The sequence below is a fragment of the Bradyrhizobium sp. AZCC 2289 genome (genome assembly GCF_036924615.1).
Lineage (GTDB): Bacteria > Pseudomonadota > Alphaproteobacteria > Rhizobiales > Xanthobacteraceae > Bradyrhizobium.
The window spans coordinates 8,804,221-8,829,058 of the sequence record NZ_JAZHRY010000001.1 but is presented as its reverse complement, the minus strand read 5'-3'; the positions used below and the strand labels follow the sequence as shown (position 1 = coordinate 8,829,058).

Annotated in this window: 6 protein-coding genes; 2 read left to right on the top strand and 4 right to left on the bottom strand. The window is 61.3% G+C overall.

The genetic code is table 11. The features are described 5' to 3' along the window. Positions 1-206: 206 nt before the first annotated feature. Positions 207-1,235 (top strand): transglutaminase-like cysteine peptidase, encoded by a 1,029-nt coding sequence (locus tag V1289_RS41260; protein ID WP_334405019.1) that lies wholly within the window; start codon positions 207-209, stop codon positions 1,233-1,235. 163 nt (positions 1,236-1,398) lie between these two features. Here the strand turns inward: V1289_RS41260 and V1289_RS41255 are convergent, their stop codons facing one another. Continuing rightward, entirely contained in the window at positions 1,399-12,468 is an 11,070-nt protein-coding gene (locus V1289_RS41255) for a DUF5801 repeats-in-toxin domain-containing protein (protein ID WP_334405018.1), read from the bottom strand. A 280-nt stretch (positions 12,469-12,748) separates the two neighbouring features. Between V1289_RS41255 and V1289_RS41250 the strand changes: the two genes are divergently transcribed. Then, positions 12,749-13,171 carry a hypothetical protein gene (locus V1289_RS41250; RefSeq protein ID WP_334405017.1) on the top strand — a complete coding sequence of 141 codons (423 nt, stop codon included), beginning with the start codon at positions 12,749-12,751 and terminating at the stop codon, positions 13,169-13,171. 78 nt (positions 13,172-13,249) lie between these two features. Here the strand turns inward: V1289_RS41250 and V1289_RS41245 are convergent, their stop codons facing one another. From V1289_RS41245 to V1289_RS41235, 3 genes are all read right to left on the bottom strand, one after another. Then, positions 13,250-13,828, bottom strand: a complete 579-nt coding sequence (locus V1289_RS41245) for a DUF3617 domain-containing protein (RefSeq protein ID WP_334405015.1) — start codon at positions 13,826-13,828, stop codon at positions 13,250-13,252. 250 nt (positions 13,829-14,078) lie between these two features. Then, the gene (locus V1289_RS41240; RefSeq protein WP_334405013.1) at positions 14,079-14,594 is read right to left on the bottom strand and encodes a DUF3617 domain-containing protein; all 516 of its coding nucleotides are present in this window, start codon (positions 14,592-14,594) and stop codon (positions 14,079-14,081) included. 350 nt (positions 14,595-14,944) lie between these two features. Then, the gene (locus V1289_RS41235; RefSeq protein WP_334405011.1) at positions 14,945-24,688 is read right to left on the bottom strand and encodes a hypothetical protein; all 9,744 of its coding nucleotides are present in this window, start codon (positions 24,686-24,688) and stop codon (positions 14,945-14,947) included. Positions 24,689-24,838 lie beyond the last annotated feature (150 nt).

Sequence of the window (24,838 nt, the reverse complement as noted above, 5' to 3'; positions counted from 1 at the left end):
TGCTTAACCGATCCTCAGACCCAGTCGTTCAATTTTGAACGATCAAGCAAACGGTCGATTGACCGACTTCTCGACATTCCCCTGAACCGCGGCGCGGTTTAACTCCGCCTAAGTGGTGGAGACCGCACTTTGCGTCCCGACAACAGCTGGGACGCAGATCGACGCATAGACGTTGACGGACGTTCCTGACATTGGGGACGTCTTCGATGACATCGCGTCGGGAATCGCTGAAGCTTGCCTCGTCGATACTTTTGACGGCATGCGCGCTTTCGATCAGCCTCTGCACTGCGCCTCACGCATTTGCAGCGGATCAAGCGGTCATCGCCGATGCCGGCGACGGGTTGATACCGGGTTCAGACCGAACATCGACGCGCCCGCCGGCGACGTTCTTCAGCATCAACGATGTTCTGGCGAAGCTCGATCGCCAGCGCGGGCGCGGCCCCAACGCGCTCCGCATGGCCGCGCTCTCGCCATCGAACTCGGCAACCGACGCGCAGCCCCAACAAAAGGAAGCGCCCCCCGTCGGCAAGGAGCCATTCGGACTGTTCACGTTCCGCGCACCAGAGGGCATATTGTGGCGTAAATGGCGCGGCATCGAAGGCGATATCGCGAAGGAACAGGTGATCCTAAATAATTGCCGGGCGAAAGCCGAGAGCTGTCCATCCTATGCCGCGCAGTTCCTGCGATTAATCAACGCCGTCAAGGCCCAGTCCGGCCGCGGCCAGTTGGATGAGGCCAATCGCGCCATCAACATGGCGATCCGTTACGTGAGTGACTTCGCGCAACATGGCGAAGCCGATCGGTGGAGCGCGCCGCTGGCCACCTTTGCGACGGGGAAAGGCGATTGCGAGGATTATGCGATCGCCAAATACGTCGCCCTCAGCGAAGCCGGCTTCCCGCGCGACGATCTGCAGCTCGTGCTGGTTCGCGACCGTGCCGTCCGGCAGGATCATGCCGTGCTGGCCGCGCGACTGGATGGCCACTGGCTTATTCTCGACAGCCGACGCGCGGAGCTGATGGACGATTCCGATGCAACGAGCTTCACACCTTTGTTCGCTATCGATCATCGCGGCGTTCAGCTGTTTGCGGCGCCTTATGCGAAGCGCCCGCTGTTGGTTGATGAGGTCGAGGCAGCGCCTGCTGCGACGAGCGATTCTGGTTTGGCAGAATGGACTGGACAGGACGCCCCCGGCGACAGCTTCGCTCAGTTGAACTCGCTGCCGCTATTGATGTGACTTCTCTCGGAGTCGCAGAGAGGCGAGAGCCTGCAGTTACTGCGGTGTCATCGGCGTCGGCGAGATTCACCCCAAGCCGAGAAAATGAATGCGAGGATTGACAGTCGCATGCGCAAAAAAATATTCCGCCAGCCTGAGGCTGGCGGGATAGGGTGAAACTTCTTCACAAGACGTGTATTTGCGCGGCCGCTGGAACGCCGGTGGCCATATGCGCCAAGTCAATCTTGTCGGCACCGGTACCGTTTGCCGAATACCACAGGTCATGCGTACCGCTGTCCAACATAAAGCTGTCCGCTTGCATATTCCAGCTGCTGTTGGTCGCCACGTTACTTTGGGTTTGGAACTGGCTCGCAGAGATACTGCTGGCAGTATTAATCGTCAGATTCCGGTCGCCGACATCTACGAATATTGCATCGGCCAGGTCAGTGAAGTCTTCTGTGATCAAATTCTTCCCATCAGCGCTTGCGCCGCTTGGCGTAAGAACAAACGAATCCGATCCGCCGCCGCCATTCATGGTCTCATTACCGTGATTGGCTATCAGCGTATCATTTCCTGTGCCGCCATTGAGGGTATCGTTTGGCCCGAATGCGACCAGCGTGCTCCCACTGTTGGCGGCAGTCAACGTATCCCCGCCGTGCGCCGAGCCGATCAGTCCCGTGATTCCGGAAAGCGTGTCCGTCCCGACCCAGGATCCCGTGGCGCTTCCGCTCGCCAGGCTCGCGACAACCGCAGTGGTCGTATCATTGCTAAAGTCAGCAGTATCGACTCCACCGCCACCAGTGATGATCATGGCGGTAGTGGCACTGGCGGCAATCACTTCCGATGCACTCGTTCCAGTTATGCTGGAGAACGTTCCGAGTAGCGATATGTCGAGATTACTCGCGCTAACAGCGGAGTCGCCATCGCCATCGGTTATACCGAGCGCGAAATTCAACTGAGTGCTGCCGATCACGGTCTGCTCATTGAAGGTCAGGCCTGTCAAGACAACGCTCTGGTCTTCATTCGCTCCAATGCCGACGTTGGTAATATCCACTTCGCCAAAATTCATGAATGCGCCGGTTGTCGTTCCGGTACCTCCGACGCCTCCTGTTCCCCAATGGGCGGCATCGACCTGAATAATCGTACCGTCCGGCAGAGTAACGTCCTCACTGACGCTGGTCGTATGGGTGGGATCCCAGATCGTAATATGGAAATGCTCGCTCGTTGTGGTCGCCTTCCCTACGCTCACGGTGATGGCACTTTGGGTGGTGCCATATTTGAACATGATCGTCTCGTTGGTCTCGAGATTTGAATTGTCGATACCGAGACCATTGTTGTCCTTGAACACCTTGTGATCGTTGGGATTGGTGTCGAGGTTGTTCCAACCATCGATGAGCAAATCGAATCCGCTCGATGGGTCGTTGCCGCTACCATATGCCGCCGTCGTCCCGTTGATCGTGACGAAGGATCCGTTACCGTTGTGAACCGCCGTCAGGAGATTAACGCTGGTGTTCGACAGCAGCGTATTTGTGTCCAAATGGAAGTCGTAGGTTCCATTTGCAGCAACGCCAAGCTCGAAGAATGGCGTTGAGAGGGCCGCATTCGTGAAGGCAAACATGTCTCCGGTGTGCGTAGCGGCATTATAGTCGCTGTATTCGTAGAACGTGTAGGACGATGTGCCATTCGAAACGAGGACGCTGAACACCTCGTCTCCATTATGGGCAGTCCCCGTGTCTGTGACAGTATAGGTCAACCCCGAGGGAGCCGTTCCCATCGCAATACTAATAGCAGCGGTGGCGCTCAGGCCATCCGCGCCAAATACTGGCTGCCAGGTGCCGTGGACGTCAGTGTTTGAGACGTTTGGCATGATGGCATCTTGGACTGCGCCGACGCTCGGGCCGTCGTCGTGGAAGATGATCTGGGCCGAGACATCGGTGTGGGCGCTCGCCTGATCGCTGTCGCCGTCGGTCACCGTCACATTGATGCCAAGCGAATTGGCATTGAGATGCACGGAGTCGTCCGGCGTGTTGCTCGCGCTGTCCTGGTGCAGCGACAGATACTGCTCGACCGTCGTCACGCCGGTGGCGCTGTCGATCGAGATCGCGAACGCCGCCTGGCCGCTGAAGGCGCCGCTGGCAACCACGCCAACCACCACGCCGTTCACCAGCTGCAGGTTGATCGCAGAGCCGTCGGTCAAAAACAGCCCCGACGTCGCATTGTCCACCGTCAGCGCATAGACCGTGTTGCCCGAGGCCGCCGGTCCGTCCGCGCCAAACGCAATCGTCGGCGTCACCAGCGAGCCCGTGCTCACCGCATGCGAGATATAGCCCGACCCCGCAACGTCCGGGTCGTTGCCCTGGACGATGCCGCCGAGGTTGATCGTCGCCGTCCCGCTCGGACCGCTCTCGTCCAGCACGTCCTGCACCGCGCTCGCCACCGCCGTGACGCTCGGGCCGTCGTCGTGGAAGATGATCTGGGCCGAGACATCGGTGTGGGCGCTCGCCTGATCGCTGTCGCCGTCGGTCACCGTCACATTGATGCCAAGCGAATTGGCATTGAGATGCACGGAGTCGTCCGGCGTGTTGCTCGCGCTGTCCTGGTGCAGCGACAGATACTGCTCGACCGTCGTCACGCCGGTGGCGCTGTCGATCGAGATCGCGAACGCCGCCTGGCCGCTGAAGGCGCCGCTGGCAACCACGCCAACCACCACGCCGTTCACCAGCTGCAGGTTGATCGCAGAGCCGTCGGTCAAAAACAGCCCCGACGTCGCATTGTCCACCGTCAGCGCATAGACCGTGTTGCCCGAGGCCGCCGGTCCGTCCGCGCCAAACGCAATCGTCGGCGTCACCAGCGAGCCCGTGCTCACCGCATGCGAGATATAGCCCGACCCCGCAACGTCCGGGTCGTTGCCCTGGACGATGCCGCCGAGGTTGATCGTCGCCGTCCCGCTCGGACCGCTCTCGTCCAGCACGTCCTGCACCGCGCTCGCCACCGCCGTGACGCTCGGGCCGTCGTCGTGGAAGATGATCTGGGCCGAGACATCGGTGTGGGCGCTCGCCTGATCGCTGTCGCCGTCGGTCACCGTCACATTGATGCCAAGCGAATTGGCATTGAGATGCACGGAGTCGTCCGGCGTGTTGCTCGCGCTGTCCTGGTGCAGCGACAGATACTGCTCGACCGTCGTCACGCCGGTGGCGCTGTCGATCGAGATCGCGAACGCCGCCTGGCCGCTGAAGGCGCCGCTGGCAACCACGCCAACCACCACGCCGTTCACCAGCTGCAGGTTGATCGCAGAGCCGTCGGTCAAAAACAGCCCCGACGTCGCATTGTCCACCGTCAGCGCATAGACCGTGTTGCCCGAGGCCGCCGGTCCGTCCGCGCCAAACGCAATCGTCGGCGTCACCAGCGAGCCCGTGCTCACCGCATGCGAGATATAGCCCGACCCCGCAACGTCCGGGTCGTTGCCCTGGACGATGCCGCCGAGGTTGATCGTCGCCGTCCCGCTCGGACCGCTCTCGTCCAGCACGTCCTGCACCGCGCTCGCCACCGCCGTGACGCTCGGGCCGTCGTCGTGGAAGATGATCTGGGCCGAGACATCGGTGTGGGCGCTCGCCTGATCGCTGTCGCCGTCGGTCACCGTCACATTGATGCCAAGCGAGCTGGCATTGAGATGCACGGAGTCGTCCGGCGTGTTGCTCGCGCTGTCCTGGTGCAGCGACAGATACTGCTCGACCGTCGTCACGCCGGTGGCGCTGTCGATCGAGATCGCGAACGCCGCCTGGCCGCTGAAGGCGCCGCTGGCAACCACGCCAACCACCACGCCGTTCACCAGCTGCAGGTTGATCGCAGAGCCGTCGGTCAAAAACAGCCCCGACGTCGCATTGTCCACCGTCAGCGCATAGACCGTGTTGCCCGAGGCCGCCGGTCCGTCCGCGCCAAACGCAATCGTCGGCGTCACCAGCGAGCCCGTGCTCACCGCATGCGAGATATAGCCCGACCCCGCAACGTCCGGGTCGTTGCCCTGGACGATGCCGCCGAGGTTGATCGTCGCCGTCCCGCTCGGACCGCTCTCGTCCAGCACGTCCTGCACCGCGCTCGCCACCGCCGTGACGCTCGGGCCGTCGTCGTGGAAGATGATCTGGGCCGAGACATCGGTGTGGGCGCTCGCCTGATCGCTGTCGCCGTCGGTCACCGTCACATTGATGCCAAGCGAATTGGCATTGAGATGCACGGAGTCGTCCGGCGTGTTGCTCGCGCTGTCCTGGTGCAGCGACAGATACTGCTCGACCGTCGTCACGCCGGTGGCGCTGTCGATCGAGATCGCGAACGCCGCCTGGCCGCTGAAGGCGCCGCTGGCAACCACGCCAACCACCACGCCGTTCACCAGCTGCAGGTTGATCGCAGAGCCGTCGGTCAAAAACAGCCCCGACGTCGCATTGTCCACCGTCAGCGCATAGACCGTGTTGCCCGAGGCCGCCGGTCCGTCCGCGCCAAACGCAATCGTCGGCGTCACCAGCGAGCCCGTGCTCACCGCATGCGAGATATAGCCCGACCCCGCAACGTCCGGGTCGTTGCCCTGGACGATGCCGCCGAGGTTGATCGTCGCCGTCCCGCTCGGACCGCTCTCGTCCAGCACGTCCTGCACCGCGCTCGCCACCGCCGTGACGCTCGGGCCGTCGTCGTGGAAGATGATCTGGGCCGAGACATCGGTGTGGGCGCTCGCCTGATCGCTGTCGCCGTCGGTCACCGTCACATTGATGCCAAGCGAGCTGGCATTGAGATGCACGGAGTCGTCCGGCGTGTTGCTCGCGCTGTCCTGGTGCAGCGACAGATACTGCTCGACCGTCGTCACGCCGGTGGCGCTGTCGATCGAGATCGCGAACGCCGCCTGGCCGCTGAAGGCGCCGCTGGCAACCACGCCAACCACCACGCCGTTCACCAGCTGCAGGTTGATCGCAGAGCCGTCGGTCAAAAACAGCCCCGACGTCGCATTGTCCACCGTCAGCGCATAGACCGTGTTGCCCGAGGCCGCCGGTCCGTCCGCGCCAAACGCAATCGTCGGCGTCACCAGCGAGCCCGTGCTCACCGCATGCGAGATATAGCCCGACCCCGCAACGTCCGGGTCGTTGCCCTGGACGATGCCGCCGAGGTTGATCGTCGCCGTCCCGCTCGGACCGCTCTCGTCCAGCACGTCCTGCACCGCGCTCGCCACCGCCGTGACGCTCGGGCCGTCGTCGTGGAAGATGATCTGGGCCGAGACATCGGTGTGGGCGCTCGCCTGATCGCTGTCGCCGTCGGTCACCGTCACATTGATGCCAAGCGAATTGGCATTGAGATGCACGGAGTCGTCCGGCGTGTTGCTCGCGCTGTCCTGGTGCAGCGACAGATACTGCTCGACCGTCGTCACGCCGGTGGCGCTGTCGATCGAGATCGCGAACGCCGCCTGGCCGCTGAAGGCGCCGCTGGCAACCACGCCAACCACCACGCCGTTCACCAGCTGCAGGTTGATCGCAGAGCCGTCGGTCAAAAACAGCCCCGACGTCGCATTGTCCACCGTCAGCGCATAGACCGTGTTGCCCGAGGCCGCCGGTCCGTCCGCGCCAAACGCAATCGTCGGCGTCACCAGCGAGCCCGTGCTCACCGCATGCGAGATATAGCCCGACCCCGCAACGTCCGGGTCGTTGCCCTGGACGATGCCGCCGAGGTTGATCGTCGCCGTCCCGCTCGGACCGCTCTCGTCCAGCACGTCCTGCACCGCGCTCGCCACCGCCGTGACGCTCGGGCCGTCGTCGTGGAAGATGATCTGGGCCGAGACATCGGTGTGGGCGCTCGCCTGATCGCTGTCGCCGTCGGTCACCGTCACATTGATGCCAAGCGAATTGGCATTGAGATGCACGGAGTCGTCCGGCGTGTTGCTCGCGCTGTCCTGGTGCAGCGACAGATACTGCTCGACCGTCGTCACGCCGGTGGCGCTGTCGATCGAGATCGCGAACGCCGCCTGGCCGCTGAAGGCGCCGCTGGCAACCACGCCAACCACCACGCCGTTCACCAGCTGCAGGTTGATCGCAGAGCCGTCGGTCAAAAACAGCCCCGACGTCGCATTGTCCACCGTCAGCGCATAGACCGTGTTGCCCGAGGCCGCCGGTCCGTCCGCGCCAAACGCAATCGTCGGCGTCACCAGCGAGCCCGTGCTCACCGCATGCGAGATATAGCCCGACCCCGCAACGTCCGGGTCGTTGCCCTGGACGATGCCGCCGAGGTTGATCGTCGCCGTCCCGCTCGGACCGCTCTCGTCCAGCACGTCCTGCACCGCGCTCGCCACCGCCGTGACGCTCGGGCCGTCGTCGTGGAAGATGATCTGGGCCGAGACATCGGTGTGGGCGCTCGCCTGATCGCTGTCGCCGTCGGTCACCGTCACATTGATGCCAAGCGAATTGGCATTGAGATGCACGGAGTCGTCCGGCGTGTTGCTCGCGCTGTCCTGGTGCAGCGACAGATACTGCTCGACCGTCGTCACGCCGGTGGCGCTGTCGATCGAGATCGCGAACGCCGCCTGGCCGCTGAAGGCGCCGCTGGCAACCACGCCAACCACCACGCCGTTCACCAGCTGCAGGTTGATCGCAGAGCCGTCGGTCAAAAACAGCCCCGACGTCGCATTGTCCACCGTCAGCGCATAGACCGTGTTGCCCGAGGCCGCCGGTCCGTCCGCGCCAAACGCAATCGTCGGCGTCACCAGCGAGCCCGTGCTCACCGCATGCGAGATATAGCCCGACCCCGCAACGTCCGGGTCGTTGCCCTGGACGATGCCGCCGAGGTTGATCGTCGCCGTCCCGCTCGGACCGCTCTCGTCCAGCACGTCCTGCACCGCGCTCGCCACCGCCGTGACGCTCGGGCCGTCGTCGTGGAAGATGATCTGGGCCGAGACATCGGTGTGGGCGCTCGCCTGATCGCTGTCGCCGTCGGTCACCGTCACATTGATGCCAAGCGAATTGGCATTGAGATGCACGGAGTCGTCCGGCGTGTTGCTCGCGCTGTCCTGGTGCAGCGACAGATACTGCTCGACCGTCGTCACGCCGGTGGCGCTGTCGATCGAGATCGCGAACGCCGCCTGGCCGCTGAAGGCGCCGCTGGCAACCACGCCAACCACCACGCCGTTCACCAGCTGCAGGTTGATCGCAGAGCCGTCGGTCAAAAACAGCCCCGACGTCGCATTGTCCACCGTCAGCGCATAGACCGTGTTGCCCGAGGCCGCCGGTCCGTCCGCGCCAAACGCAATCGTCGGCGTCACCAGCGAGCCCGTGCTCACCGCATGCGAGATATAGCCCGACCCCGCAACGTCCGGGTCGTTGCCCTGGACGATGCCGCCGAGGTTGATCGTCGCCGTCCCGCTCGGACCGCTCTCGTCCAGCACGTCCTGCACCGCGCTCGCCACCGCCGTGACGCTCGGGCCGTCGTCGTGGAAGATGATCTGGGCCGAGACATCGGTGTGGGCGCTCGCCTGATCGCTGTCGCCGTCGGTCACCGTCACATTGATGCCAAGCGAATTGGCATTGAGATGCACGGAGTCGTCCGGCGTGTTGCTCGCGCTGTCCTGGTGCAGCGACAGATACTGCTCGACCGTCGTCACGCCGGTGGCGCTGTCGATCGAGATCGCGAACGCCGCCTGGCCGCTGAAGGCGCCGCTGGCAACCACGCCAACCACCACGCCGTTCACCAGCTGCAGGTTGATCGCAGAGCCGTCGGTCAAAAACAGCCCCGACGTCGCATTGTCCACCGTCAGCGCATAGACCGTGTTGCCCGAGGCCGCCGGTCCGTCCGCGCCAAACGCAATCGTCGGCGTCACCAGCGAGCCCGTGCTCACCGCATGCGAGATATAGCCCGACCCCGCAACGTCCGGGTCGTTGCCCTGGACGATGCCGCCGAGGTTGATCGTCGCCGTCCCGCTCGGACCGCTCTCGTCCAGCACGTCCTGCACCGCGCTCGCCACCGCCGTGACGCTCGGGCCGTCGTCGTGGAAGATGATCTGGGCCGAGACATCGGTGTGGGCGCTCGCCTGATCGCTGTCGCCGTCGGTCACCGTCACATTGATGCCAAGCGAGCTGGCATTGAGATGCACGGAGTCGTCCGGCGTGTTGCTCGCGCTGTCCTGGTGCAGCGACAGATACTGCTCGACCGTCGTCACGCCGGTGGCGCTGTCGATCGAGATCGCGAACGCCGCCTGGCCGCTGAAGGCGCCGCTGGCAACCACGCCAACCACCACGCCGTTCACCAGCTGCAGGTTGATCGCAGAGCCGTCGGTCAAAAACAGCCCCGACGTCGCATTGTCCACCGTCAGCGCATAGACCGTGTTGCCCGAGGCCGCCGGTCCGTCCGCGCCAAACGCAATCGTCGGCGTCACCAGCGAGCCCGTGCTCACCGCATGCGAGATATAGCCCGACCCCGCAACGTCCGGGTCGTTGCCCTGGACGATGCCGCCGAGGTTGATCGTCGCCGTCCCGCTCGGACCGCTCTCGTCCAGCACGTCCTGCACCGCGCTCGCCACCGCCGTGACGCTCGGGCCGTCGTCGTGGAAGATGATCTGGGCCGAGACATCGGTGTGGGCGCTCGCCTGATCGCTGTCGCCGTCGGTCACCGTCACATTGATGCCAAGCGAATTGGCATTGAGATGCACGGAGTCGTCCGGCGTGTTGCTCGCGCTGTCCTGGTGCAGCGACAGATACTGCTCGACCGTCGTCACGCCGGTGGCGCTGTCGATCGAGATCGCGAACGCCGCCTGGCCGCTGAAGGCGCCGCTGGCAACCACGCCAACCACCACGCCGTTCACCAGCTGCAGGTTGATCGCAGAGCCGTCGGTCAAAAACAGCCCCGACGTCGCATTGTCCACCGTCAGCGCATAGACCGTGTTGCCCGAGGCCGCCGGTCCGTCCGCGCCAAACGCAATCGTCGGCGTCACCAGCGAGCCCGTGCTCACCGCATGCGAGATATAGCCCGACCCCGCAACGTCCGGGTCGTTGCCCTGGACGATGCCGCCGAGGTTGATCGTCGCCGTCCCGCTCGGACCGCTCTCGTCCAGCACGTCCTGCACCGCGCTCGCCACCGCCGTGACGCTCGGGCCGTCGTCGTGGAATGACAGCTGCTTGCCCAGGTCGATAGTGGCCGATTGGTGGTCGCCGTCCGCATCGGTAATCGTCGCCGTCAGCGTCACAAGATTGCCAACGCTGTTCAGGCTGATGCCTTCGCTGGTGTCGGGGCTTGAGGCGAAGGCCTCCATCACCGAACGGTCTTCCGTCAGCGTCACGATCCCCGTCGCCGGATCGACCGCGATGGTGAATGCGAGCGCGCCGCCGGTGGTGCCTACATGACCCTCGATCGTGTTGCCGTTCAGCACCAGCACGTCCGTCTGGCCGGTCTGAGAGTCCACCAGCCCGGACGAGGTGCCGTCGCCGCCGGTGATGCCAAGCGCATAGGCGAACGTGGCGCCGTCGGCGCCCGGCACAGAGGTGAACGCCGTCGAGAAGTCGCCGGTCGTATGGGTATTGGCAAGGTTCGGCGTCGAGCCATCGATGCCGTTGGTCGCCGCTGTCAGGAAACTCTCGTCGACGGCCAAGAACGGCAAATGCTGCTCTTCGCCCAAAACACGAACCTCAATGGTCGGGCCGTCGTCGTTGAACGTCACCTGCTTGCCGAGGTCGATGCTGGCAGTCGCCGTGTCGCCGTCCTTGTCCGTGATCGTCGCTGTCAGCGTCACCAGGTTGGCGATGCTGTTCAGGCTGACGCCCTCGCTGATGTCGCCGTTCTCGCCGACGCCCTCATGCACTGCGCGCAGGTCGGTCAGCGTCACCACACCCGTCGCAGGGTCAAGCGCGAGCGTGAAGGCAAGTGTCGCCGTCGCACCGACATGACCTTCCACCGTGTTGCCGTTCAGCACCAGGAAGATGTGATCACCGGTTGCCGAGTCGATCAGGCCGGAGTCCACGTTCGGAGAGCTCACGCCCAGCGAGTACGCAATGCTGGCGCCGTCGGCGCCCTGCACCGAGGTGAACGCACCACTGAAGTCGCCGGTCGTGTGGGTATTGGCCAGGTTCGGCGTGGTGCCGTCGATGCCGTTGGTTGCCGCCGTCAGGAAGCTCTCGTCAACGGCCAGCGCCGGCTCGCCCTGAACCACAATCGAGACGCTCGGACCGTCGTCCAGGATCGTCAGATGCGGACCAATATCAACACTCGCGCTCGCGCTCTGGTTGCTGTTGTCCGTCACCGTCGCCGTCAACGTCACCAGACCGGCAGGCAGGGACACGCCCTCGTTGACATCGCCGGTCTCACCGACGCCTTCATGCACCGAACGCAGATCCGCCAGCGTGATATGACCCGTCGCATCAACCGCGAGCGTGAAATCAGCCGGCCCTCCTGCCGCCGCGCCAGAGTTTGCTCCCTCGCGGCCGACCACCTGGCCGTTTTCCAGGAACAGGAACACGTGATTCCCGGTCTGCGAGTCAATCAACCCGGAATCGACGCCTGACCCGCTAATCGACAGCGCGAAGGTCAGCGATTGCTGACCGGCTGGCGCGTCGATTGTGAACGGTACCAATCCCGTCGCCACGGTAGATCCCACCGGGCCCTGGCCCGAGCCGGCAATACCGTTCGTCGCAACTGTCAGGAAGCTCTCATCGACCACCAGCCCTGGAACAAGTCCGGCAACGATCGTGGGAGCAACTGGAATCGGGGGCGTGGGCACGAAACCCGTCTGCGGCTCGGTCGTAAAAGTGGGCAAGTCCTCTTGTGGCGCCAGAGTATTGCTGGGCACGGGGGGCAGCGGATCAACCGCAGATGGGCTGAAGTTCGCACCGCTCGCCTGGGCGTTGGCATTGGAGGCGCCGCCGTTGTCGGCTGCGGGCAATACCGACGAATCCGTGGTGATCGGAAACAGGCTCGCAAATTCGCTTACGGAAACGTCGCGGCCAGGCGCCATTTCAATCGTTATGTTTTGCAGCGCGTCGTGCCGCGAATCGAAGAACGGCTCGACCGTCACGGTCGACTGGTTGTCGAACAGGATGATGAGTTTCTCGCCGACGTGGACGAGTGTGATTTTCTCGTTGGCGATCGCCGAGAAATCGACCTGGACTTTCTGATCGTATCCGAGATTGACGACGACCGCCTGATCGGTCAGCGGCTTCGTCAGTTTGTATATTCGTGGAGGGGCCGAACTGCTGGAATTCGCGGTGCCGGTAGCCTGAGCAACCTGAAATGGACCGTTCATATTCAAACTCCGATGAATTAAATCAATTTCCAGAAAAGTCAGCCGTACCGGCCTGCGTTGAATCAATTTCCAGAAATTTTATCGAAAAATCTTCGTTTAAGTTATTGTTAACTCCACTTGGGGTCAAGAAATGTGTTTGGTTAATCAATACTTTCAGTGGAGATGTGGTAAAGAGGGGACAGACTGGCCTGTCAGAACAAGAGGTTAGGAAGTATTAATCATTTGGCGGGCTGTTGCCCGCCTGCCCCTGTTCAGTTTTCCCTGCGATTTGGAGCCGTCGATGCGGGCAATCTACCAGGCGTGCGCTTTGGCAGTCCTTCTGGGGGCCATTGGCACGGCAACCGCGCAAGCTCCGACGGGGGTGGTCGAGCGTTCCGTGACGACGCTGCCAAACAGGGACACCCAAATCGGCATTTACCTGAACGTGCTGCCGGACTGCACGTCAGGCCCCCTGCCGACAATTCGATTGGTCAGTCCGCCGGCCGCCGGAAAGGTGGTCGTAAAGACCGCAAAGGCGAAGGCCACCAACTACAAGGCCTGCCTGGCGCTCGAGGTGCCTGCCTACGTCGCGTTTTACAAATCACCCCCCGAATTCCTGGGCGATGACGTTCTGACGATCGAGGTCAAGTACGCGGGGGGACGGACGGAAATTCAGAAAATCACCGTCAAGGTGAGCGGACCGGGGGCCCAGCAAAAGATTTAGGGCGTCGCCCGGATATTTGAAGTTCCAACGCCTGAGCCGTGGCGTCCGCCAGCCATCGCCCCGGATCGGTCCCAGATTTCAGTGTTCGATGGGAAGGTCCGACGGCTGACCAAGCGCAGCACTGTCCTCCCGGCAATCGCCAATTCTTCGCGCGATCACCAGATCCGTCCTCGGCAGCTGCCCGACAGTGAGTTGATTGACCTCGCTGTAAGCTTCATCGCTTTGCACGGTTATGACGGTGCTGACTGGCCCCATGTAATCGCAGCGGTTGGAGAAAATGTACCGGTTGTTGACCCTTTCCGGCTTGGCGGAATAACAATTTCCGACCGGGGCGGACGAAAATGTCGCCTTCATCGCCTGGGTTGGATCAACGCAGCGTGTCATCTCGCGCTCGAACAATTTATGCCGAACGTTTGAATGCGTGACGATCTCGAGGGTTCGCACAAATCGCCACATCCCTTTTCGGAAAGTGGGACCGCCAAATCCCTCGTCCGCATGAGCTTCGGGCAAGAGGATGAGTGCCGCAACGAACGATGCGATGATCACGAGGAGGCAGCGGGAGAAGATTTTTGACCCAGCCAAGTCACTACTCGCGGTCATTTTCGATTTCCCCGTTGTCTGATTGAACAGCCAGTCGCGCCCGCCGTAGACAATCATTCGAGGGACCTCGCCTTAAATCCAAGTTAACGAATCGCGCTTGGCGGGTGATCAGGCCCGGCCTGGTAAACAAGGCCGTAACCGGCATCGATGCCTGCCCCCCTCGCTCCATCGGAGCCGACGTGAGCACAGCTGTTCGGCGCAAACGTAATGAGGGCCGCGCTACGCCCGCGCGCAAATTCGCGGCGGTCAAGTGACTGCCTTGCGCCAAAGCCCATGTTCAAATTTTGACGGAGCTGCGATCAGGATCTCAGTGCTGTAAGGACGAAACAGAAGTCTTTGCCACGTCTTCCGCCTTGTCGTCGGTACAATCCCCAATTCTCTTTGCGGTGACCAGATCCGACTTCGGATGCTCACCGACGGTGACTTCGTTGAGTTCAGTGTAAGCTTCGTCACTGTGCACCGTTATGACGGTGCTGACCGCTCCCAGATAATCGCACCTGTGGCCGAACGTATATTTATTGCCGACTTTTTCCGGCTTGTCGGAAACGCAGCTTCCAACGGGCGATGATGAAAAGGTCGCCTTCATCGCTTGGGTTGGATCAACGCAGCGCGTCATCTCCCGGTCAACCAATCTGTACTTGACGTTCTTGTTCGCATTCCTGACGACATCAAGCGTTCGAACAAAACGCCAAAGGCCCTTGCGAAAGCTCGGGCCACTAAACACGCCATCCACTTTTGCCTCGGCGGCCGCTTGGGGTTGAGTGGATTGGGGTTGACGATCCTGAGCCTGAGACTGGATCGGGATGAATGACATGGTCGCCATCAAGGCAGCCGACCCATAGACGCGTAGAAATCTCGAGCCAGCAACGTGATTTCGGAAGCTCATCATCCCCCCAGTACCCCGGTCCGATCAATCATCCGGATCCGGCCGCATTAAAGAATCATTGCACTCACCAGTTGCAGGTAAATTGTGGCGAGTAAAGGTTAACTCCTGCGAGCAGGATGGCGTCTTGTTTCTCTTTCAATCGAGTGAGGTAAAATAGCAACACTGAGAGCAAATCTCGCTGCACCCTCCTTTGCAAGAAGAATCTCGCGAGACATGCGAAGGTGGTAAATTTAAGGGTGTCGAGAATGGCGGGGGTTCAAGTCCGTAGAATGATCCACCGGGGTCCGTTACACGATCAGATCGTGCGGCACATAGGTGATCGAGGTACCCTTTACATGGTCGGGAGCAATTCGGAAATTGTCAGCCGAGTAATCCCCAAGCAGAGAAAGCGCTACAACCTGCGTCCCCTCCGAAATGGTGAGCGTGCCGCCCGTCCCTGCGGCATTTTCGTGATAACTGATCGAAGCCGCGCCAAAATCAACGTTTGCCAGATCGATGACATCCGCGCCGTTGAATCCGGAGATCCTGCCATCGAAGTGGAATGCGTCGCCAAGCTTTAGAGTGCCGCCCCCCGAACCAAACATTACATTGACTGTTGCGGAGGCCTCGAGATCAAGCGTCGCAGTGCCATCGATCGCGGCGGTGCCGTTTCCGCTCACCTGGCCTTGAACCGTGAGGGTGGATCCGTTTGCCCACAGCACACCTGAATTCGCGATTGAACTTGCAACCGTTAACCCGCCGCTGCCCGACGCTTCCAGAACTCCTGAATTGAACACCCAATTCGAGCCGGTATCGATCGTTAGAGCATGAGTGCCGGTAGCATCGATGGTGCCGGCGTTTGTCAATGTCAGTTCACCGTTGCCAAGCTGGCCGGCTCCGGAAATCGTATTGTCTTCGTTGTTTAGCGTGACACCGGAGCTCGTTCCGGAAATGATGTTTGCGTCGCTGTCAGACAGCACGATCTGGCCGCCGCCCTGGAGCGTCAGGCCGTGCTCGATCAGCTGCAGGTCGGTTTCATCGCCGGTCGAGTTCAGCGCGATGGTGCCGGTATTGTGGATCGTGCCGCTCAGGGGCATCACGGCCCCATCGCCGATCGTCATTGTTCCAGCATTGTCGAGCGTCGGCATCTGATCGAAAACGAAGTTACTCTGCGTCAAAGCTGCCGCATGCACTCCCTGCAACTCGATCGACTGTCCGTCTTCCAGCGTGATCAACGCATTGCCGTTAGCGTCCTCGGTCAGATGCGCCTGGATATCGGCGAAGCTTGTGAAACCCGCGTAGCCGATCAAGTCAATCTGATCGTGACCAACATCGAAGCTGTAAACCGTGTCGTGACCGATCGCCTGCGCAAAGACGAAGAGATCATTCCCGCCAGCGCCGGTGAGCGTGTCGTTGCCTGATAGGGCAAAGATTGGCGAACCCGGCGCATAGGCTTCGACGTTGTCCGATACGACCGCAATTCCCGTGCTACCGTCCGCATTTGTCCAAGTCTCGGTCACGCTGAGCACCATGGCTCCGGTATAGGCGGCGGCCGTCGTGACCGTCAGCGCGCTGAGGTGGCTCGTCTCTACCGTCCAGGTGCCGTTGCCGAGATTGGTGCCTTCGTTGATGCTCCAATCCGACGGAACCCCTGTGAACGTCAGCTGGATTGGACCCGTTAGCTGGCCTCCTGATGGATCCGTCAGCGCCAAATTGATTGGGTCTCGGGCGATACCGGCGGGCGCAACGTTGAAGGAGGAGTTAGTTGTCAGCGTCACAAACTTTGACGCAGATAAGTTCGCGGCGTCATATGCAGTAATTTCGAGAATATCTCCGTTTTTGATTTCGGTCGTAATAGTTGTTGTAACCGTATAGATGCCGCCCGCATAGCTGACAGAAGATAATAAGCCAGAGACCGTCCATGTGCCCCCGTCAAACGTCGCAGAGCCAAGCAACGTCGTCCCGTTATCACTGGTATCGTAAAGGTCGAATTTTGTGATGCCCCCCTGGCCGATAACGTTCGCGTCGTCATCCGTCACCGCAGCCTGGAACGTCCACATGTTTCCTGGGGTCGTCTTGTGTCCCGTGAACGCATATTGGTTGTTGTCGATAATGTCTGAGAACACCGGGGGGGGTGCCAACTGTACCAAGCTGCCGCCGTAACTATCATTCGTGAATCGCCAGCCTTGGTTCGTATAGTCGCCGGAGAGCTGGATCTGGACAGAGATGTCGCCTGTTTGGTTGTGTTCGATGAAAGTTACCGTGCTGACGTTCGAACTGTAGGAAACCGTTGTGGACATATTGTTCAAATTGAACGGCAGATCCCTGAGGTCAATCTGATCATCCAGTGTCAGGAGCGTCCCGACCGAAGACCCGGTGATCAATCCCGAGAATTGCATTGAATGATCGAGGATCAGCTCGCTCTGGCTGCCCGAGAAGAAGACGGTATTCGTGGACGCGAACGAGCCACCGATCTCGAGTTCGGCCAGATTGGCGATATTGATTGCGCCGGTCCCGATGATATTCCCGAAAATATCAACCGTGGTGATGGCGTAGATTGTACCGTAGTTGGCGACGGTGCCACCGGTGATGGTTGCTGAGTTCAGCGTGAGCGACCCGCCCACGTCGACCATCACCGTGCCGCCACCATTGGCGATGGTAGAGCCCTGATCAACCAGCAGCGCGCCGCCGGACAAGATCTCCAGCATATGATTGGCTGTGACGGTTTCATGATGCAGTGCATTGCCGGTGCCGTTGACACTGATCTGACCGGAATTGCTCAGCGAGCCATTCGTAAATACCGCCAGGCCGTTCAGATTGATCGCGCCATTGGTATTGCCGATAACAAGGCCGTCGGTGATGGTCGAGGTGGCCAGCGTCAGCGTCGAGCCGGCGTCGACCATCACAGTGCCGCCGGCGTTGGTGACTGTCGTTCCCGTCAGCTTCAGCGTGCTGCTGGCTGTCACCTTCAGCGTATTGGTGTTGGTCAGCGTGTCGTTGGTAAGGTCGAGCTCGCCGCCATTGGCCTGCACCGTGCCGGAGTTATTGATGGTGCTGCCGCCGTCGATCGTCAGCAGCCCACCGGTCGATTCCAGTTTGCCCGTATTGCTGATGCCGACGTGATGCAGGCCGGTGCTGCCTTCGGCGTTGACTTCGCCGGCATTGTCCAGCGTGCCATCGCTGATGCTGGCGCCGTTGTCCAGGTCCAGCGTCGAACCGACGTCGATCGTTACCGTGCCGCCAACGTTGGCGACCGTGGTGTTGGTCAGCTCCAGGATACTGTTCAACCTCGCCTTCAGCGTTCCGGTATTGGTCAGCGTGTCGTTGGTGAGGTCGAGCTCGCCGCCATTGGCCTGCAGCGTCCCGGAATTGCCGATGGTGCTGCCGGCGTCGATCGTCAGCAGCCCACCGGTCGATTCCATTGTGCCCGAATTGGTGATGCCGATGTGATGCAGGCCGGTGCTGCCTTCGGCGTTGACCTCACCGGCATTGCCCAGCGTGCCATCGCTGATGCTGGCGCCGTTGTCCAGGTCCAGCGTCGAACCGACGTCGATCGTTACCGTGCCGCCAACGTTGGCGACCGTGGTGTTGGTCAGCTCCAGGATACTGTTCAACCTCGCCTTCAGCGTTCCGGTATTGGTCAGCGTGTCGTTGGTGAGGTCGAGCTCGCCGCCATTGGCCTGCAGCGTCCCGAAATTGCCGATGGTGCTGCCGGCGTCGATCGTCAGCAGCCCGCTAGTTGATTCCAGGGTGCCCGAATTGGTGATGCCGACGTGATGCAGGCCGGTGCTGCCTTCGGCATTGACCTCGCCGGCATTGCCCAGCGTGCCATCGCTGATGCTGGCGCCGTTGTCCAGGTCCAGCGTCGAGCCGCCCAACACCGTGATGGCGCCGCCAAGGTTGGCCACAATGGTGTTGGTCAGCTCCAGCGTGCTGTTGTTGATCGCCTTCAGCGTGTTGGTATTGGTCAGCGTGTCGTCGGTGAGGTCGAGTTCGCCGCCATTGGCCTGCAGCATGCCGGCATTGTTGATGGTGCTGCCGGCGTCGATCGTCAGCAGCCCACCGGTCGATTCCATTGTGCCCGAATTGGTGATGCCGATGTGATGCAGGCCGGTGCTGCCTTCGGCGTTGACCTCGCCGGCATTGCCGAGCGTGCCGCCAGTGATGCTGTCGCCGCCGTCCAGATCCAGCGTCGAGCCGGCATCGATCGTCACCACCCCACCGGTGTTGGCCACCGTGGTGTTGGTTAACTCCAGGATGCTGTTGTTGATCGCCCTTAGCTTATTGGTATTGGTCAGCGTGTCGTTGGTAAGGTCGAGCTCGCCGCCATTGGCCTGCAGCGTGCCGGTATTGTTGATGGTGCTGCCGGCGTCGATCGTCAGCAGCCCACCGGTCGATTCCATTGTGCCCGAATTGGTGATGCCGACGTGATGCAGGCCGGTGCTGCCTTCGGCATTGACCTCGCCGGCATTGCCCAGCGTGCCATCGGTGATGCTGGCGCCGTTGTCGAGGTCCAGCGTCGAGCCGGCATCGACCGTCACCGCCCCGCCGGTGTTGGTCACCGTGGTGTTGGTCAGCTCAACCGTGCTGTTCAGCGTGGCCTTCAGCGTGTTGGTATTGGTCAGTGTGTCGTTGGTGAGGACGAGATCGCCGCCATTGGCTTCCAGCAGCCCGGCATTGCTGATGATGCTGCCGGCGTCGATGGTCAGCACCCCGCCAGTCGATTCCAGCGTCGCTCCCGCGGCATTGGTGATCGCCATGCTGTGCAGCGCATTGGTCCCGGTCGCATCCACCGTCCCGGCATTGCCGAGCGTGCCGCCAGTGATGCTGTCGCCGCCGTCCAGATCCAGCGTCGAGCCGGCATCGACCGTCACCGCCCCGCCGGTGTTGGTCACCGTGGTGTTGGTCAGCTCAACCGTGCTGTTCAGCGTGGCCTTCAGCGTGTTGGTATTGGTCAGCGTGTCGCTGGTGAGGACGAGATCGCCACCATTGGCTTCCAGCAACCCGGCATTGCTGATGATGCTGCCGGCGTCGATGGTCAGCACCCCGCCAGTCGATTCCAGCGTCGCTCCCGCGGCATTGGTGATCGCCATGCTGTGCAGCGCATTGGTCCCGGTCGCATCCACCGTCCCGGCATTGCCGAGCGTGCCGCCAGTGATGCTGGCGCCGCCGTCCAGATCCAGCGTCGAGCCGGCATCGACCGTCACCACCCCACCGGTGTTGGTCACCGTGGTGCTGGTCAGCTCAACCGTGCTGTTCAGCGTGGCCTTCAGCGTGTTGGTATTGGTCAGCGTGTCGTTGGTGAGGACGAGATCGCCACCATTGGTTTCCAGCAGCCCGGCATTGCTGATGATGCTGCCGGCGTCGATGGTCAGCACCCCGCCAGCCGATTCCAGCGTCGCTCCCGCGGCATTGGTGATCGCCATGCTGTGCAGCGCATTGGTCCCGGTCGCATCCACCGTCCCGGCATTGCCGAGCGTGCCGCCAGTGATGCTGTCGCCGCCGTCCAGATCCAGCGTCGAGCCGGCATCGATCGTCACCACCCCACCGGTGTTGGCCACCGTGGTGTTGGTTAACTCCAGGATGCTGTTGTTGATCGCCCTTAGCTTATTGGTATTGGTCAGCGTGTCGTTGGTAAGGTCGAGCTCGCCGCCATTGGCCTGCAGCGTGCCGGCATTGTTGATGGTGCTGCCGGCGTCGATCGTCAGCAGCCCACCGGTCGATTCCATTGTGCCCGAATTGGTGATGCCGACGTGATGCAGGCCGGTGCTGCCTTCGGCATTGACCTCGCCGGCATTGCCCAGCGTGCCATCGGTGATGCTGGCGCCGTTGTCGAGGTCCAGCGTCGAGCCGGCATCGACCGTCACCACCCCACCGGTGTTGGTCACCGTGGTGTTGGTCAGCTCAACCGTGCTGTTCAGCGTGGCCTTCAGCGTGTTGGTATTGGTCAGCGTGTCGTTGGTGAGGACGAGATCGCCACCATTGGCTTCCAGCAGCCCGGCATTGCTGATGATGCTGCCGGCGTCGATGGTCAGCACCCCGCCAGTCGATTCCAGCGTCGCTCCCGCGGCATTGGTGATCGCCATGCTGTGCAGCGCATTGGTCCCGGTCGCATCCACCGTCCCGGCATTGCCGAGCGTGCCGCCAGTGATGCTGTCGCCGCCGTCCAGATCCAGCGTCGAGCCGGCATCGACCGTCACCGCCCCGCCGGTGTTGGTCACCGTGGTGTTGGTCAGCTCAACCGTGCTGTTCAGCGTGGCCTTCAGCGTGTTGGTATTGGTCAGCGTGTCGCTGGTGAGGACGAGATCGCCACCATTGGCTTCCAGCAACCCGGCATTGCTGATGATGCTGCCGGCGTCGATGGTCAGCACCCCGCCAGTCGATTCCAGCGTCGCTCCCGCGGCATTGGTGATCGCCATGCTGTGCAGCGCATTGGTCCCGGTCGCATCCACCGTCCCGGCATTGCCGAGCGTGCCGCCAGTGATGCTGTCGCCGCCGTCCAGATCCAGCGTCGAGCCGGCATCGACCGTCACCGCCCCGCCGGTGTTGGCCACCGTGGTGTCGGCCAGTTCAAGCGTACTGTTCAGCGTGGCCCTCAGCGTCCCGCTATTGGTCAGCGTGTCGTTAGTGATCGAACTGTCGCCGATAACGTCGATCAAGCCGAGATTGGCAATCGCCCCGCCGCTGACCGCCACCCCGCTCAGGTCCAGTGTTGAGAAAGCATCCACCTTCAGCGTGCCATTATCGGCAATCGCGGTCCCCGTCACCGTCACATCGTCCAGCGTCAGCTGCGCGAACGCATCGATCGTAACCTGACCGCCGTTCAGGTTGGCTTGGCCGTTAATCGTGCTGTCACCGGCGATTTCTATAGTGCCGTCGTCAGTGATGGTGCCGCCGATCACCGTGGTTTCGCTCAATGTCAGCGTTTTTCCGGCGTCGATCGTCAGCTGGTTGTTGTTCAGCACATCATTGCTGATTGAGCTGTCGCCGATGATTTCGAGGGTTCCAAGATTGTTGATCGTTCCGCCGCCTAGAGCCACGCCATCCAGGAACCGCATCTGGTTGACATCGATCTGGATTGCCCCATCGTCAACAATCACAGTGTTTGTCACCGTGGTGCCGTTCAGCGTCAGCGTGAAACCATCATCGACAATGATCTGGCCGCCAACGATCGCCGCATCGTTGATCGCACTGTCGCCGGTGACATGAATGATGCCGTTGTCGGTGACGGTGCCGCCGGTAATGATGGTCCCGTTCAACGTCAGCGTCCTGGTGCTGTCGATCGTCAGCAGGTTATTGCTCAGCGCGTCGCTGCTGATCGAACTGTCGCCGGTGATGTCAATATAGCCGAGATTGCTGATCGCTCCGCCGCTTAACAGTACTCCGCTCAGGTTCAGCGTGTTGCCGGCATCGACCTTCACTGTGCCATTGTCAGCGATGACAGCGCCGGTCACCGTGGTTCCGTCCAGCGTCAGGGTCTTGGTGGCGTCCACCGTGACGTGCCCGCCATTGACCGCCGCATCGTCGATCGCGCTGTTGCCGGTGACATGAATAGTCCCGTGGTCGTTGACGATGCCGCCGGTAATGACCGTGCCGAAAAGATTGAGCGCGGACCCAGCGTCCACCTGGACGACCCCGGAATTTCCGAGACTGACGCCATCGAGCGTCGCACCCAAGACGGTCGCAACTTCAAAGGTGCCGACGGGTCCAATCGTCAGCGTCCCGCCAGTGATAATGGTGCCATTATCGACAACCAGCGTGCTCGCAGTTGGCGAGAAGATGCTGTCGACTTGAATAATGCCAGTACCATTTTCAACGTCGACGCCATCGAGTGTCGCGCCTGACGCGGTTTCGATCTTAACGAGGCCGGAATTGGTGAGGTTGCCTCCGGTGATGACGGTGCCGAGGTCGAGTGTCAGCTCACCCGTGACGTCGATCATGCCAATGTTACTGACGGTCTCGCCATCCAGTGAATTGCCACTAGCGCTGACATTGAACTGCCCGAAATTGCCCAGCGAGCCATTCTTCAGTGCGGCCGCACCGACAAGATCAATGACGCCGTCGTTGGTTACGGTGCCGCCATCGATGGCAGCACCGCTCAGCGTCAGTATCGCATTCGGGTTGATCTGCAGCAGGCCGGCGTTGGCGACATCGACCAGCACATTGAGCGTCCCGCCCAACAGCTCCAGTGTCCCGGTTTCGTTATTCGAAACCGTGCTTTGACCCGCAAGATCGCCGCCTTCCAGAAGCTGGATCAGGCCGGAGTTCTTCATCGAGCTCTGGTTCAAGAGCTCAATCAGGTCGATACTCGCCGTACCCGAATTGTTCAGGACGCTGTCGTTTAGAAGGGTCAGCACATCCCCAATCGTCAAAGTGCTTTTATTGATCAGTTGCGCGCCGGTCGTGTTGTCGGCGTCAAGTATTACTGCGTTTGCTTCCGCCGGCGCCACAATTGTCACGGCGTAGTGGCCCGTGCCACCAACGATATCGGCGGCGGGAATGATCACATCATCAAGCGCCGTCGGAACCAAACCGGTTTTCCAGTTTGATCCAACGCTCCATAGACCGTCAGTTGGGTGGATCCATTCAACGACGTTCGGAGACGAGATCGTTATCGTAAACGGCTTGAGGACCACCGTATTATATGGGGGATAGTTCGTGTCGACTTCCGCGAGGTAGGTCAACTGCAACGTCTCGCCGAAGGAGAGGAAGTTGAAAGCCTTGTCCGCGACACTGTAAGTCCACGTCGCCGAACCAACATTGTTGTTGCCGGGACTGGGGACCAGGACGAGTCCGGCTTCTACCGCCGCTATTTCCGCCAACTGCTGAGCCGTCAGTGATGACGTGATGTCGTTGTGTTGAGCGTCCAGGACCTTGAACGAATCGAACTTCACTTTCACCGTTGGAGAATCGCCGCGGTTGACGTCAGAAAAGAAAATACCCCCCGAAACGGTATCGAATCCGGAGCGGTGCGCCGCGCTGGAACGCACGGTAAAGGCCGCCCCTGAAGCGGCAACCTCCGGCGGAACATCAAGGTGAACCAAGGGGTTGAATGGAATGCTTGGAGTTGAGGAAGACGATGTTCCTGTCGCGTTGGCGATCAGCATTGTCGGAATGATGATCTCCCCACTCGCCAGCTGGAGGTGCGGTATGCCATCAGAGATGATCGAATCCGTGAAATGGTTCAACGATTTTGGATTCGCATCCGTGAACTTCAGCGTGAACACGTCATCGATGAGCCTTTGCACCTCGGCCGGAAACGGGGACGCCGTCGAATAGCTCACGACGCCATGACTGAGGCTGACTTGCTGCCCGGGCCGGTCGACCGTTGCAAACGGATTGAGGGTAGTCCTGTCCAGGAGAAGGTACGAACCTGAGGTCCCATCTCGTTCGACCAGCACCTGGAAGTTCGCATCGGGCGTACCGCCTTGGCCCGGGACGAGAAAATCAATCTGGACCAGCACCGCGGTGCCTCGGATACCCATGGTCGCGACCGGGGTATCGACTTTCATGTCGCCGTGTTTCGCGGTTGCGCCTGCTACGAAGGTGATAGTCCCCGCCACCAGGCTCAGCAGCGATGAATTGTTTGACCCGTTCGGGTCGTAGATCATTTCGTTGAGGACCATTCGCGCATTCGACGCGAGGCCGAAAACGGTGCCGTCGATGAAGGTAAGGGCGAGCGTCGAATCCGAACCGGATTGAACGACGTCGCCCTTTTCGACATTATCGCCCAGGTTCAGGATGATCGAAACGCCGTTACGAATGGCGGTCGCGCTTCCCGCGACTTTGGTGACATGGCCGATAATCTTGCCGATGCTGGCGCCACCGTCAGCCTGCGCGAATTGGGTGTAGCCGGCCAGTGCGCTGACGACATCGCCCGTGAGGTAGGCGCCGTCCGGCGAATACAGCGGTTGGTGCTTTTCGCCCCTGAAATAATCCCGGATCGTGATCTGCTTCTGTGCATCTGACAGGATCAGATCGACGCCGGCGCGCTTGAAGTCGCCGGAAAACAATAGATGCGCGTCCGGGATCAGCACCCCGCCGGCGCGCATACCCTCCTCTGAAGCAGAGCCCGGTCGGAAGAATCCACCGGCACTCGATGACTGAGTCTCGGTATGAACGTCATCGTTGGAGCCGGCCAGCATGAAAACCCTAACACCAAATTTAATCAAAATTAAATATTCAATCAGGAACCTATACAG